Origin of the sequence: Collinsella sp. TM06-3 (assembly GCF_003436395.1) — a bacterium.
GTDB lineage: Bacteria > Actinomycetota > Coriobacteriia > Coriobacteriales > Coriobacteriaceae > Collinsella.
In genome coordinates this window covers 1-14,136 of sequence record NZ_QSPG01000016.1, presented here as the reverse complement: position 1 = coordinate 14,136, position 14,136 = coordinate 1, and the positions used below count along the sequence as shown (strand labels likewise).

The following is a 14,136-nucleotide window of genomic DNA, read 5'->3' as shown; positions in this document are numbered from 1 at the left end:
CATGTTTATCCACAGATTATTTTGCTGCTGCACTTTCTAACGCCCCGCCGCTCGGCGCGAGTTGCGCACCGTGGGGCGCAAACGGGATGTTCCTCCGCGAGCGACAAGCGTGCGGTATGGCACAATCGAGATACAAAGGGGGCCCGAATGCTCAAGATTATCGCCTGCGACGACGACGTCGCTTTTCTAGATAGACTGCACCGGATGATCGACCGCTGGTCGACCGAGACGGGCACGGCAGTCGACGTTGCGCTCGTCACGCGCGGCGAGGACCTGCTGGCCCGCCATGCCGTATCGCGCGCCGACATCATTCTGCTCGACATGATCATGCCGCTCGTCAACGGCATGGACACCGCGAGGGAGCTGCGCCAATCCGATACCGCTGTGCGCCTGGTGTTCCTCACCTCGTCGCCCGAGTTCGCGCTGGAGTCCTATGAGGTCCGCGCCTTCGACTACCTGCTCAAGCCCATAGCGTACGAACGCCTGGCGCAACTGCTCGGCGAGCTTTCGAGCATGCGGCCCGCCGCGACCGATGAGCTCGTGACCAAAACGTCCTTTGGCTACCATGCCCTGCGCCTGTCCGACATCGAATACGCCGAGGCCCGCAACAAGCATGTGGTATTCCACCTGCGCGACGGGCGCGATATCGAAGCGCTCGAGCCGTTCCGCAGCATCGAGGACCAGCTAGCCAAAAGCGCGAGCTTATTTAAGTGTCACCGCAGCTACCAGGTCAACCTACGCAATATCGACCACTTCAACCGAACGGATATCGTCATGCGCTCGGGCGCTTGCATCCCGCTGGCGCGCAGCTGTAAGCAAGGATTTCAGGATGCTTACTTTGCGGCACGGTTCGAGGGCGGGAGGCGCTGATGCTCCCCACGGTCGAGATGATACTTTGGGCAATCCACCACGCAACGACCCTGCTTTTTGGCGTTTTTGCCTCGGCGGCGCTCTGCGGTATCGAGATCAACCGGCGTCATGCACTTGAGCTCGTGATGGTCAGCGCCGTAACCGGATGCGCATTCGGCCTCGCCAATGCCGTCGGCGGCGAGCTTTTTGCCCGTCAGGCATATCCACTCGTCGTGCATCTGCCGCTCGTCATCTATCTGTGCACGCGCTATCGCCTGAGCCCGCTGCTCGTTATGTTGGGCGTCACCAGTGCTTATCTGAGCTGCCAGTTCAGCAACTGGATGGGCATCGCCGCACTCGCCGCCACCAACTCGCAAATCGCGTACTACGTGGCACGCATTATCACCACGGCAGTCGTCTTTGCGATCCTGCTGCATTGGGCCAGCGACATCGGTCCGCGCCTGGCGGTCAAAAGCCCTACCGAGCTCGAGATTCTGCTCATCCTGCCGCTCATCTATTACATCTTTGACTACGCCACCAATGTCTACACCACGCTCTTTCACTCGGGCTCCGTGGTGACGGTTGAGTTTTTGGCGTTTGCGCTTTGCGCGTTCTACCTTATGTTTCTTGCTGTGTATCTGCGTGAATACGAGGCGAAGGAAATCGCCGAGCGCGAGCGCTGGATGCTCGCGACCCGCGACAGCGCGGCCATCAAGGAGCTCGAGGCTTGGCGCCAATCTGGACGTGAGCTTTCGGTCCTCCGCCATGACATGCGGCACTTCCTGCGCGGCCTTGCGGCTTTGATCGAAGAGGGCCACATCGATGAGGCGCTCGAGCGCATCGACGAGCTCTGCGAGACGAACGACCGCACCGCCGTGCGCCGCTACTGCGCCAACGACACGGTCAATATCGTGCTTTCGTCGTTTAGTTCCGATATCAACCGAAACGGCATCGCCGCCGATTTGCGCGCCGCCGTGCCCGAGAGCGTCCATGTAGCCGACGTCGATCTGTTTAGCGTGCTCTCAAACGCCCTGGACAACGCCATCGTCGCCGCAAGCGCCGCTCCCCAGGGCAAGCGATTTGTAGATCTGGACCTGCGTTGCGAGGACGGGCAACTGCTCCTTTTGGTCTCCAACACGTTTGGACGCCCGCCGCGCATGGTCGACGGCATGCCCGTAGCCGAGCACACCGGACACGGCTTTGGAACCAAAAGCATTAAGCTTGCCGTCGAGCGCATGAACGGCAACTGCCAGTTCCGCATCAACGGCGACCGGTTTGAGCTTCGCGCAGTGATGTAAGGGCGCGACAAGCCGGCGCCGCGCTCGACCCGTCAGGGCCGCCTTGCCGGCGCCAGTCCGCTACAGCGGCGCGGCTGCCGGGGTCAGCTGCTTGATGTATGCCCACATGCGCTGCTTGGCGGCTTTGTCAGTAAGCGCCGCCTCAAAACCGTCGAGCGCGAGCACGCGACGACCCTGCACATGGGCGACCAAGCCGGGCTTGAGCATAGCGGTATCGAAGTCGTCGATTGCCACGAGCATGTCGGCATAGGTCTCGCGCATGGTATCGGCCGCGCGATCGTCCAACAGCAGGACCGCCTCGGGGTCCAAGGCCTCGAGCGCCTCGCGGAACAGCTCGCACGGCAGACCCTCGCCTGTCGCAACCGCTCCGTCACCCGCGCCGGCAACACTTGCCAGCACGCAGAAATCCTCGGGCGCGTAGCCGATGGCACCGAGCGCCTTGCGCAGCGCGGCACCGTCCGGACCGGCAGCCAGCTCGCCGCCCGCACGCTCTGCATCGTCTAAATCACCTTTTACCAGCACAATCGGCGAGCACGCGTTGCCCGCGATACGCACGCCGCGACCCGCAAGCGATGCGAGCTCCTGCTCGGTCGCCTGGGCGATGGCTTCTTTTTTCTGGCTTTGTGACGTGGACATGCGCTCTCCAATCGTTTGCATGCCCACCATTATATAAAAGAGCCGACCGCGAGTGCTTGCTTTGCGGACCGTTGGGTATAAGCACGGTCGTACTGAATTTTACGCGGCTGAGCCGCGTCGCACTATGGAGGTCACCATGGCTGACATTAAGCAGATTACCCCCGAGAACTTCGATTCCGTCGTTAACGGCAGCCTTCCCGTGCTGGTTGATTTTTGGGCACCGTGGTGCGGTCCCTGCCGCTCGCTCTCGCCCATTGTTGACGAAGTGGCCGACGAGCTAGCCGGCAAACTTGCCGTCGCCAAATGCAACGTCGACGACAATCAGGACCTAGCCATGAAGTTTGGCGTTATGAGCATCCCCACGCTGGTTGTCTTTAAGAACGGCGAGGAAATCGACCGCTCCGTCGGCGCGCTGCCCAAGGCCAGGCTGCAGGCGCTGCTGGAGAAGCACCTGTAATACACCGGTCACGCGCTGCCGTCCATGAGCGGTTTTGCGCCGCTCACCGGAGAGCCGGGTGTTGCGCCCGCGACCACGGATAGTATGGTAGTCACAAACAGCCCCCAGTGAACGGGTGCGGGTCAGACGGACTCGCACCCGTTTTCTTATGCGGCGATGCGCAAAGCGGGCGTAGTAGAATCTGAACCACTGAATAGACCCGTGCAAAAGGAGATTCACATGCATGACGTTGGAATGAACATGAGCCAGCTTGCCATGAGCGTCAAGCAGGTCGACGACACGATCGAGCTCGCCCACGAGTGGAGCCATCAGCTGCTGCATGCAACCGAGAACTTTGATATGGAGCGCATTGGCGCCAAGCTCGAGGCTGCCATGGCGGCGCTCCACGAGGCGCACGACGCACTCGAGGGGTACGAGGAGGCCATCGAGGCCGACCATAACTCCGTTGGCTCCGTAAAGCTGGTGTAGCGTGGCCGAGCACGAGCACGCCTGCGATCACGAGCATTCGCACGGGCCGACCGGCGACGCGGACTGCCGCCTCAGCGGCTCCACCTCCGAGCTGGTCCGTTTTTCGGTCACCGCGCCCGACGACCTGCTGCGCCGCTTTGACGAGCAGATCGCGCGCCGCGGCGACGTGGCCAATCGCTCCGAGGCAGTGCGCGACCTGATTCGCGCCTCCATTGCCAAGGAGCAGATGCGAACACCCGACGAGCAGGTCATCGGGTCGCTCACCATGATTTACGATCATCACACCGGCGACCTGACGCGCCGCCTGGACGAGGTGCAGCACGACTACACTGACGAGATCGTATCGACCATGCACGTGCATCTGGATCACCACAACTGCTTGGAGATTCTGGCGCTTAAGGGTCGCGGCGAGCGCGTCTACGAGCTGGCTGACCGCCTGCTGGGCCTGCGCGGAGTTAAACACGGCGAGCTCACCTGCGCCGCCACCGAGCAGAGCCTGGGGCTCTAACAGGCCTTTCCGCGGCGCACCTGCCAATAAGGGACAGGCTTGTTTTGGCAGGTGACAACTAGGGCGTTGCGTTTTCCCAGATAAAACCTACCAAAATAAACCTGTCCCTTTTTGGCAGGTTTCGATGAAGGAGGGTCGCATGCGACATGTGCATATCCACGTAACGGGCATTGTGCAGGGCGTCGGCATGCGACCGTTTGTGTATCGCGAGGCCATGGCGCATGGCATTTGCGGCTGGGTGCTCAACGCGGGCGATGGCGTGCATATCGAGGCGCACGCTCCTGGCGAAGCACTCGACGAATTTGTCGACGCGCTTTCCGAGCATGCGCCTGCGGCGTCTCGCGTGGAGCATGTCGAGGTTGTAGGCCTAGCACCCGGCGACTGGGACGCCGCTAACGAGCGGGGCTTTCGCATTGTGGCGTCGCAGGATCAAACCGTCCACACGACGCTCATCTCGCCCGACATCGCTACGTGCGATGACTGCCTGCGCGAGCTGTTCGACCCAGCCGACCGACGCTTTCATTATCCCTTTATCAACTGCACCAACTGCGGGCCGCGCTTTACCATCATTCGCTCGCTGCCCTATGACCGAGCGGCCACCTCGATGGATCGCTTTCCCATGTGTCCCACCTGCGCCGCAGAATATGCCGACCCACTCGATCGGCGGTTTCACGCTCAGCCCGATGCCTGTTTTGATTGCGGACCGCATATTACGTGGCGTGAGGCCGATCACGGCGTTGCGCCAGCTGGTGCCGACGCGACACCAGCCGTCGGCTCCACGCGCGAGGCCAGCGATGCCATCATCGAACGCTGTGTCGAGCTGCTAGCAGACGGCGGCATCGTCGCCATCAAGGGTCTGGGTGGGTTCCACCTGACCTGCGATGCCACCAACGAACAGGCGGTGTGCGAGCTGCGCCGTCGCAAGCGTCGCAGCAACAAGCCGCTTGCCGTTATGGTGCGCGGCCTTGCCGACGCTGAGCGCCTGTGTCACATCGATAGCATTGAGCGCAATCTGCTGGCCGGCAGCGTTCGCCCCATCGTGCTGTTGCGTCGCCGCGCAACCGACAGCGACACCCACGGCTCCCCCAACGCCCTCGAACTCGCTCCATCCGTCGCGCACGACTTGCCCGAGCTCGGCGTCATGCTCCCCTACACCCCGCTTCAACATTTATTGCTCGCCGCAGCCGTGGCGCACGGCATGCAAGCACTCGTCATGACCAGCGGAAACCTGAGCGAAGAGCCCATCGAGACCGACGACGCCCTTGCATGGGAGCATCTCGTTGCCGCTGGCATCGCCGACGCGCTGCTCGGTAACGACCGCGCGATTCTCTCACGCTACGACGACTCCGTGGTACGCGTGGTCGACGGCAACGTCATGCCCGTGCGTCGCGCACGCGGATACGCGCCGCAGCCGCTGTCGTTGCCGGCGCTCGACGGCATCACGCCCTGCGTGCTCGCCTGCGGTCCGCAGCAAAAAGCCACGGTCGCACTCACACGCGAGGACGCCGACGGCCATGTGGTCTGTTTTGTGTCGCAGCATATCGGCGATGTCGAAAACGGCGCGACCTTCGATGCCTGGAGCGCCGCGCGCTCGCGCCTGGAAGATCTCTTTGACCTGGCACCTGTCGCCCTGGCATGCGATATGCATCCCAGCTATCTGTCGAGCCAATGGGCGCGCGAGCAGGCACGGGAGCACAATCTGCCGCTTATCGAAGTCCAGCACCATCATGCGCACATCGCGAGCGTGATGGCAGAGGCGATTGCCGCAGGCCGGCTTGCGCCCGATGCACGCGTCCTCGGCATCGCCTTCGATGGCACGGGCGCCGGCACCGATGGCACCATATGGGGCGGTGAGTTTCTTATCGCCCGTCTCGCCGATTTTGAGCGCGTCGCGCATCTGCGCACCTGGGCGCTTCCCGGTGGCGCCGCATCCGTACACGATGCCCGCCGCAACGCCTTTGCCCTACTCAGCGAGCTCGACCTGCTCGAGCACCCGGGAGCCGTGGGGCTCTTGAACAGCCTTGACGAGCAAACGCGCAGCATAACGGCAACGATGATCGAGCGCGGCATCAACAGCCCGCGCACCAGCAGCATGGGTCGCCTGTTTGATGCCGCAGCCGCGATTTTGGGCATTTGTGGCCAGGCAACCTACGAGGGCGAACCCGCCATCGAGCTCGAAGCCGCCGCCTGGCGTGCACTGGACGGCGAAATCGCCCATTTTCCCGACGACAACGCAGGCTATTTCACATCTGACCCATCGTGGTTGGACCAGAAAGCACTCTTTGAGGCACTTTTGGAGGGAATTGAGGCCGAAGCGCCCGCCGACAGGCTCGCACTCGACTTCCATGTCTCCGTTGCGCGCTCCACGGCACGCATCGCCAGCGAAATCTGCACCCGCGAGAACATCGGCACCGTCGCGCTCTCGGGCGGCGTGTTCATGAACCGACTTTTGCTTTGGCTCCTCACCCACGAACTCAAAGACGCCGGTCTTGCCGTCTTGGTCCCCCACGCCGTGCCCGTCAACGACGGCTGCATCGCCTACGGTCAGGCCGCCAGCGCTCGCGCTCGCCTCGCGCAGGCAGCATCGCGATAGGCTGTTTTGCCAGCCTGCGCGCCGCCGTCTCACAGGCGTAACGCGTTTGCTCGTGACTCCCGCGAGCGCTACCATCAACTGATGGGTAATTAGGCGCCTATCCAGCGCAAAACGTATAAAAGGGGAACATTATGTGCCTTGCCGTTCCCGGTAAAGTGGTCAAACGCGACGACGACCTTAAGGCGACCGTCGACATGATGGGCATCGAGCGCCCCGTTTCGCTGCGCCTCGTGCCGACGGCACAGGTAGGCGACTATATTCTCGTGCACGCCGGCTTTGGCATTCAGATTGTCGACGAGCAGGAGGCCCAAGAGACACTCGAGCTCGTCAATACCATGATCGAGCTGGCCGAGGAGGACCAGCTCGCCACCAACCCGGCCGAGGCATACTAGTGGTGGCGGCGCAGCCGGTTCGCTCCGGTATCGACTTTTCGGCATTTCGCGACCCTAAGCTGGCCCGCGAGCTCATCGATCGTATTCATGAGCTTGTCGGCAACCGCAGCATCAACCTTATGGAAGTCTGCGGTACGCATACCGTGAGCATTGGCCGCTATGGCTTTCGCTCCATTATGCCGACGGGGCTCAAGCTGCTGAGCGGCCCGGGGTGCCCCGTTTGCGTCACCGCCAACCGCGACATCGATCACGCAATCGCGCTTTCCAACATGGACGGCGCCATCATCACCACCTTTGGCGACATGATGCGCGTGCCCGGATCGTCCACCTCGCTTGCCGCGCAAAAGGCGGTGGGGCGCGGCATCCGCATCGTCTACTCTCCGCTCGACGCACTCGACATTGCCGAGCAAAATCCCGAACGCCCGGTCATCTTTATGGGCGTCGGCTTTGAGACCACAACGCCCACCATTGCCGCCGCTATCCTGGAGGCCGACGCGCGCGGGCTCCAGAACTTCTCGGTCTACTGTGCTCACAAGACTACGCCGCCGGCTCTGCGTGCGATCTCCAACGACCCCGAGACGACCATCGACGGCTTTATCCTGCCTGGTCACGTCGCTACCATCACAGGCCTGGCACCCTTCGGGTTTTTGGTCGATGAGTTCGAGACCCCCGGCGTAGTCACGGGATTTGAGCCGGTCGATATCTTGCAGGGCATCTGCATGCTAGTCCAGATGGTTGTCGAGCACAGGCCCGCAATCGACAACGCCTACCGGCGTGGCGTCAATGCAGACGGCAATCCCGTAGCGCGCCAGCTGGTCGAGCAGGTATTTGAGCCGTGCGACACCACGTGGCGCGGACTGGGACCGATTGCCAACTCGGGTCTTTCCATCCGACCCGAGTTCGCGCGTTTTGATGCCGGCGCCCGCTTTGACGTGCCCATTGAACCGACGGTCGAGCCGCATGGGTGCCGCTGCGGCGACGTGCTGCGCGGGGCCATTACGCCGAGTAGCTGCCCGCTCTTTGGCCGCGCCTGCACGCCCGAGCATCCCGTCGGACCGTGCATGGTGAGCTCCGAGGGCAGCTGCGCGGCGTACTACCGCTACCGCGACTATTAGGTTCCGCCGTTCTAACGAACGGCGGACCGGTCGACGCTGCGCGCCATTCAGGCGAGCGATTTGCCTTTCAATCGTCGGCTGCGGGCAAAAGCCCAGCAGCCTCCTCTTTCAAGGCAACTCACTCCGTCTGAATGGCGCTCGCTGGCTTTTACCTAACATCGATTCTGCCATGTCCGATTTTTATCAATTCCGTCCTCGATTGGAGTTTTGGATATGTCCCATAGCATCACCGATAGCACCGTCCTGTTGGGCCACGGCTCTGGCGGTCAGATGATGAAACGCATCATCGATGAGGTCTTTTTGGATGCCTTTGGGTCGCCCGAGCTGCTCGAGGGCAACGATGCCGGCGTCGCCGCGCTGCCCGCGAGCGGGCGCATCGCCATGTCGACCGACAGCTTTGTGGTAACGCCGCAGTTCTTCCCCGGTGGCAACATCGGCCGCCTCGCCGTATGCGGAACCGTCAACGACGTCGCGACCTCGGGCGCCAACGTGCGCTACCTGTCGTGCGGTTTTATCCTCGAAGAGGGCTATCCCATGGATAAGCTCCGCCAGATTGTGCAGACGATGGCCGAGACGGCGCGCGAGGCGGGCGTGGCGATCATCACCGGCGACACCAAAGTGGTCGAGCGCGGCGGGGCCGACGGTGTCTACATCAATACCGCCGGCGTGGGAGAAGTGCCCGCGGGCGTGGCGCTCAGCGGGGCCAACTGCCAGCCCGGCGATGTCATCCTGGTGTCGGGTACACTCGGCGACCACGGTATCGCCATCATGAGCCAACGCGAGGGTCTGGCCTTTTCGAGCACCATCGAAAGCGACGCCGCGCCGCTCAACCACCTGATTGCCGACGTGCTGTCCGCAGCGCCCGGCACGCGTTGCTTTCGCGACCCCACGCGCGGTGGCCTGGCGTCCACGCTCAACGAGTTTGCCCAGGCCAGCGGTGTTGCCATGGAGGTCGACGAGGATGCCGTGCCCGTGCGTCCCGACGTGCAGGCCGCCTGCGAGATGCTCGGCTACGATGTGCTGCAGGTGGCAAACGAGGGCAAGATGGTCGCCGTGGTACCGGCCGAGCAAGCCGATGCCGCGCTAACCGCCATGCGCGCCGCCCGCTACGGCGAGAATGCCGCCATCATCGGTCGCGTGCTGCCACTTGCCGAGGGCGCCCATCCCGCCGTGCGTGTGCGCACCGGCTGGGGCTCGACCCGCATCCTCGACATGCTCGTAGGAGAGCAGCTGCCGAGGATTTGCTAACGACAAAGGCTCAGGGCTATTAAAGATATTCAGATTCCAAACATGCCCGGCACGCATGCCCAGTATCATGGGGTGCGTTTTACAACTCAAGCGGCAGGAGCACCCATGGCAGCAGCTTTTTCCCATGTGATCTTTGACCTGGACGGCACCATTCTCAACACGCTCGAGGACCTGGCGGCCGCCGGCAACCATACCTGCGAGATGCACGGCTGGCCCACGTTTGCCGTAGACGAGTACCGCTACAAGGTGGGAAACGGCATGCTCAAGCTGGTCGAGCGCTTTATGCCCGCCGAGTATGCGGGCGACGGCCGTATGTTTGAGCAGACGCTTGCCGAGTTTAGGGCTTATTACGGCGAGCACAAGGAAGACCACACCGCCCCCTACGCCGGCACGATCGAGATGCTCGACCGCCTGCGCGCCGCGGGCGTGCAGCTTGCCGTACTCACTAACAAGGACCACGTCTCGGCGGTTCCGCTTATCGAGAAATACTTTGGTTCCGAGCGCTTTGCGCTGGCGCAGGGCCGCGTCGATGCGTTTCCTCCCAAGCCCGAGGCGCCTGTTACGCTGCATGTGATGAAAGAGCTGGGTGCCGATCCGGCAACCACGCTCTATGTGGGCGATTCCAATGTCGATATCCTGACCGGCCACAACGCCGGCCTTAAGAGTGCGGGCGTCAGCTGGGGCTTCCGAGGCCGCGCAGAGCTCGAAGCAGCCGGTGCCGACTACGTGGTTGACACGCAGGAAGAGCTCGCGGCGCTGATCCTGGGCGAGTAACGCCAGCGCTGCCCAACCCAGCCGCCGCAATGCCGTTGCGCGGAAAGTAGTCGTTGGGGACGTTCTTAAACGACTGGTCAAACAATGGCAACGTCGCAGGTAGAGGACGGACAGCGAAAACGCCCCTAAGCGAGCAAGGTGACGTGAAATGAAAGGGCGCTGACCTTCTGGTCGCGCCCTTGAAATTGAACGTCAGATTGCCGCTTAGGGGCGTTTGCAGCGTCGAGCAGTTGCGGCGTTTGGTAAAACGCCGCAACGAACTACCGCGTAACTCCCCTAGTTCATCATTGCATTCATCATCTCGGTGGTTGCGGAATCGTCAGCATACCACTCGCCATCGTCATTGGCGGTGTACTTGAAGGTAACCTTGGTGTCCTTGGTCTTAGCGGCCTTGGTCACGTCGACCATGACCTGGCCGGCCATCTTGTACAGGTCGTCCTCGGAAGGCATCGTATCGAGCGCCGCGATCTTCTCCTGATACTGGGTGGCGAAATCTTCAACGATCTTGTTCATGGACTTGCAGGTAATGGTGACATCGGCAGTCGCGGTGCCCTTGTCCTCGTCGACCGTCACATCGCCGATCTTGTAGTCAAAACCCTCGAGATAGCTCTTGGCGTACTCCTTGGGATCGATGCCCAGCTGCTCGAACTCGTCGCCCGAGGCCTCTTCCAGGCCGGCGAGGAAGTCGTCGCCGCCGTTCTTGACCTCGTCAAACTGCGTCGTAAGATCCTCGGTGATGAGCTCCTCAACCGAAGGACCTCCGCAGCCGGAAAGCACAACCACGCACGCGACCAGAACAGCCATCAGGGGCGCAAGCAGCAGCTTCTTCTTCATGACATTCCTCCCAACAAGCGGCACCGCGCTTCCCGACGCGGTGCGCGTCGTAACAATAAGGCCATACTAGCCGATAACGAACACCCCCGGCAAAGCAAAGGCGCAGTCGGCTCGATTTAACGTCCGAACGGTTTACCGGTCCGCCCAACGCGCAATAAAACGTTCCGCCGCATTGCAATAAAAAAGGGCGGCCGGATAACCCGACCACCCCAAAACACCCTTATGTTGCCGCAGACTACTTGCGGACGACCTTGACGATGGCATCGCCAGCGGAGACAGCGGAGTCAGCCTCGACGGCGAGCTCGACGTCGGCGAACTCGGCGGTGTTGGACACAGCCACGACGACGCAGTCCTTGTAGCCGGCAGCGGCGATCTTGGCGCGGTCGATCTTGAGCATGGGCTGGCCAGCCTTAACGACATCGTCGGCCTTGACGAAGCCCTCGAAGCCGTCGCCGTTCATGTTGACGGTATCGACGCCAACGTGCACCAGAACCTCGATGCCGCTATCGGACTGCAGGCCCACGGCGTGACCCATGGTGACGGTCACCTTGCCGTCGCAGGGAGCGTAGACCAGATCGTCCTCGGGCCACACGGCGCAGCCCTTGCCCAGAACCTCGCCACCAAAGACGGGATCGGGCACGTCGGCCATCTTGATGACCTTGCCCTTGACGGGCGAGCACAGCACGTCGGCGCCGGCAGAAGCAGAGATGGAGGCCGGAGCAGCGGCAGCCGCGGGCTCAGCCTTCTTCTTGAACATGTCAAACAGACCCATACGTTTTCTCCTCTTGATTCAGCGCAACGTTATGCGCATGCCTATGGTGATTATAGTGCCAAATGGCCAAAATACTAAGGCGAGGGCTCGAATCGCAAGCCCTTTCAAGCCCTTCCCAAAACCTTTTCCCCAGTGGTTCTCATATTGTCGATTAACCCTCGATAAGCCGAGTATCGTCTGCGCACGGAACGGGCAGAAGCGGGCGCGCCAAACCCGACACTTCTTTTCGCGCCCACGGACCGCCGCCGCCCCGTCCCTGACACTTCCTGATACCGACCGAAACGTGCCAAAATAAACCCGTTCCTTTTTGCCAGGTTTGGCAAGTGTGGGAGTTCGCATGGATATCAAACGCAAGATTACCGAGGCGCAGGGCCTCACCCCCACCGAGCAACAACCCGGCATTGCGGCCCTTGCCATCGGCGAGGACATCCGCGGGCTTTCTATTAAGGAATTTGCCGCGCGCACCAACGTTTCCGTTGCGAGCGTGCACCGTTTTTGCAAAAAGCTCGGCCTCGAGGGCTTCAAGGATCTCAAGGTCGAGCTTATTCGCTTGACAACTGAGGCGGGAAACCGTCGCGACGTGGACATCGACTTTCCCTTCGATGCTACGTCCACCCCCGCGCAGGTCATGGAGCGTATGGAAGGACTCTACCAGACTACGCTGGCCGAGACGCAGGAGCTGCTCGACCCCGCACAGCTCGACTACGCCGCCAAGCTCATCGCGAACGCCCGACAGGTCGATATTTTCACGGGCTCGCACAACCTCTATCCAGCAGGAATGTTCCGCGATCGCCTACTCTCCGACGGTAAAAGTGCGACGTGCCACGACAATGCCGAAGCCCAGGTGCGTACGGCGCTCGCCTCGGGCCCCGACCATGTGGCAATCGTTATCTCCTACAGCGGCCTTGCCCCCAACCTCAGGGAGATCTTGCCAATCCTCAGCAGTCGACATGTCCCGGTCATCGTCATCGGCACACCGTACTGCGCCCGCATTCACCCCGGCTTTGCCGCCTATCTCACGGTAAGCGACCACGAGAGCATGACGCACCGCATCACGCAGTTCGCCAGCCATATCGCCGTGCAATACGTACTCGATTCGCTCTATAGCAGCTACTTTGCCAAAGATTACGCCCGCTGCTCCGAGTTCTTAGAGCGCTCGTTTCCCTACACTCGCCTCCCCGGGCTCAAGTAGCGACGAGCGTGGATTTTTGGACACTCAGATAACGAGCGTGGATAATCTCCCACTTTGAGCCCGCACACAGGCCAAAACCGGGAGATTATCCACGCTCATTTTGGGTCCCCCGGGAACGCGTGAGGAGGGCGGATAGACAGCCGTTATTTGCGAGGCGTCAGCGACGTAAAGAGTCCGTGTTGGTTGCAGTAAAGATATATCCTGCCGCGCCCGGTAATATGGAAGCGCGGCTGCACCGATTGCTCTGGATAGAGCTTCTTAAAGCAGATGCCGTCCATAGTCGCATATGCCACAAAGCTAATGTAGTGATCCTTGGTCATGGGATGATCGAGCGTGACGTACCAATCGTCCTCGATGCGCTCGATGGAAAAGGCGTGGTCCGCGTCCGGCTCTTCGGCCTCCTGGGGAAACATCGTGGAGCCACAGCAGCTAAAGCTGCCTTCTCCGAGCGCGTGCACAACGTTTCCGCAGATAGGGCAAACGTAAAAGACGCCTTTGAGCATATTGCCTGCACGGTTGGCGTTGGCCCGAATGTCACCAGCCAAAAGCTCAGCCACGCTTATGCCGAGCCTCTGGGCCAAAGGCTCAACGAGGGAAATGTCGGGAAGGCCGCGGCCGGATTCCCACTTGCTGACGGCTTTATCGGTCACGCCAAGGCTTTCCGCCAGGGCGCGCTGGGTGAGGCCGCGCTCTTCGCGCAGCTGCTTGATGGCATGCGCTGCCAAAAAAGTATGGGAGGCATTGGTTTGCCGTGTCTGGTTCATGGGCTGTCCAATCAAATTGAAGAAATGGAGTGAACCGGTTCGACAGTCAGTATCCATTTGAAGGCCAGGCTCGACAACCTACGCTGCGTAGACATGCGCCAATCGAACGAGCGCGGTTTTTTGGACGCTCATCTCGAGCAGTCATTTAAGAACGTCCCCAATGACCACCGCATCCGGAGCAAGACAACGCCGCATGTAGAGGACGGACAGACACTATGACCCAATCCAGGGGCACG

General features: G+C 61.5%; 15 protein-coding genes. 11 read left to right on the top strand and 4 right to left on the bottom strand.

Translation table 11 applies throughout. The features are described 5' to 3' along the window. The first annotated feature begins 147 nt into the window (after positions 1-147). Entirely contained in the window at positions 148-870 is a 723-nt protein-coding gene (locus DXD56_RS07205) for a LytTR family DNA-binding domain-containing protein (protein ID WP_117640727.1), read from the top strand. Beyond that, positions 870-2,147, top strand: a complete 1,278-nt coding sequence (locus DXD56_RS07200) for a GHKL domain-containing protein (RefSeq protein ID WP_117640726.1) — start codon at positions 870-872, stop codon at positions 2,145-2,147. Before DXD56_RS07205 ends, DXD56_RS07200 begins: the two co-directional genes overlap by 1 nt. A 60-nt stretch (positions 2,148-2,207) precedes the next feature. On the opposite strand, the gene DXD56_RS07195 is transcribed toward DXD56_RS07200, so the two are convergent. Then, on the bottom strand, positions 2,208-2,783 hold the full coding sequence (locus DXD56_RS07195) for a hypothetical protein (RefSeq protein ID WP_117637950.1): 576 nt from the start codon (positions 2,781-2,783) through the stop codon (positions 2,208-2,210). 136 nt (positions 2,784-2,919) lie between these two features. On the opposite strand from DXD56_RS07195, the gene trxA reads away from it, so the two are divergent. The 8 genes from trxA (at position 2,920) to DXD56_RS07155 (ending at position 10,338) form a co-directional block, all read left to right on the top strand. Continuing rightward, positions 2,920-3,240 carry a thioredoxin gene (trxA, locus tag DXD56_RS07190; protein ID WP_117640725.1) on the top strand — a complete coding sequence of 107 codons (321 nt, stop codon included), beginning with the start codon at positions 2,920-2,922 and terminating at the stop codon, positions 3,238-3,240. A gap of 219 nt (positions 3,241-3,459) precedes the next feature. Further along, positions 3,460-3,708, top strand: coding sequence for a hypothetical protein (locus tag DXD56_RS07185; protein ID WP_006235225.1), 249 nt, complete (start codon positions 3,460-3,462; stop codon positions 3,706-3,708). A gap of 1 nt (position 3,709) precedes the next feature. Then, on the top strand, positions 3,710-4,216 hold the full coding sequence (gene nikR / locus DXD56_RS07180) for a nickel-responsive transcriptional regulator NikR (protein ID WP_117640724.1): 507 nt from the start codon (positions 3,710-3,712) through the stop codon (positions 4,214-4,216). Positions 4,217-4,355: 139 nt separating this feature from the next. Further along, positions 4,356-6,809 carry a carbamoyltransferase HypF gene (gene hypF, locus DXD56_RS07175; protein WP_117640740.1) on the top strand — a complete coding sequence of 818 codons (2,454 nt, stop codon included), beginning with the start codon at positions 4,356-4,358 and terminating at the stop codon, positions 6,807-6,809. Between the two features lie 131 nt (positions 6,810-6,940). Further along, positions 6,941-7,201 (top strand): HypC/HybG/HupF family hydrogenase formation chaperone, encoded by a 261-nt coding sequence (locus DXD56_RS07170; protein ID WP_117640723.1) that lies wholly within the window; start codon positions 6,941-6,943, stop codon positions 7,199-7,201. After that, a complete protein-coding gene (gene hypD / locus DXD56_RS07165) occupies positions 7,201-8,316 on the top strand; it encodes a hydrogenase formation protein HypD (protein WP_233524959.1) in 1,116 nt (371 codons plus the stop codon). Before DXD56_RS07170 ends, hypD begins: the two co-directional genes overlap by 1 nt. A 213-nt stretch (positions 8,317-8,529) precedes the next feature. Then, positions 8,530-9,564 carry a hydrogenase expression/formation protein HypE gene (gene hypE / locus DXD56_RS07160; protein WP_117640722.1) on the top strand — a complete coding sequence of 345 codons (1,035 nt, stop codon included), beginning with the start codon at positions 8,530-8,532 and terminating at the stop codon, positions 9,562-9,564. 105 nt (positions 9,565-9,669) lie between these two features. Next, positions 9,670-10,338, top strand: coding sequence for an HAD family hydrolase (locus DXD56_RS07155; protein ID WP_117640721.1), 669 nt, complete (start codon positions 9,670-9,672; stop codon positions 10,336-10,338). A 276-nt stretch (positions 10,339-10,614) separates the two neighbouring features. On the opposite strand, the gene DXD56_RS07150 is transcribed toward DXD56_RS07155, so the two are convergent. Both DXD56_RS07150 and DXD56_RS07145 read right to left on the bottom strand, forming a co-directional pair. Next, positions 10,615-11,172 (bottom strand): hypothetical protein, encoded by a 558-nt coding sequence (locus DXD56_RS07150; protein ID WP_117629668.1) that lies wholly within the window; start codon positions 11,170-11,172, stop codon positions 10,615-10,617. 235 nt (positions 11,173-11,407) lie between these two features. Then, positions 11,408-11,944, bottom strand: a complete 537-nt coding sequence (locus DXD56_RS07145) for a PTS glucose transporter subunit IIA (protein ID WP_117629667.1) — start codon at positions 11,942-11,944, stop codon at positions 11,408-11,410. A 337-nt stretch (positions 11,945-12,281) separates the two neighbouring features. Between DXD56_RS07145 and DXD56_RS07140 the strand changes: the two genes are divergently transcribed. Further along, on the top strand, positions 12,282-13,136 hold the full coding sequence (locus tag DXD56_RS07140; RefSeq protein WP_117640720.1) for a MurR/RpiR family transcriptional regulator: 855 nt from the start codon (positions 12,282-12,284) through the stop codon (positions 13,134-13,136). 143 nt (positions 13,137-13,279) lie between these two features. Here DXD56_RS07140 and DXD56_RS07135 read toward each other — a convergent pair whose 3' ends face one another. After that, on the bottom strand, positions 13,280-13,900 hold the full coding sequence (locus DXD56_RS07135) for a helix-turn-helix domain-containing protein (protein ID WP_055250846.1): 621 nt from the start codon (positions 13,898-13,900) through the stop codon (positions 13,280-13,282). Between the last annotated feature and the right edge of the window lie 236 nt (positions 13,901-14,136).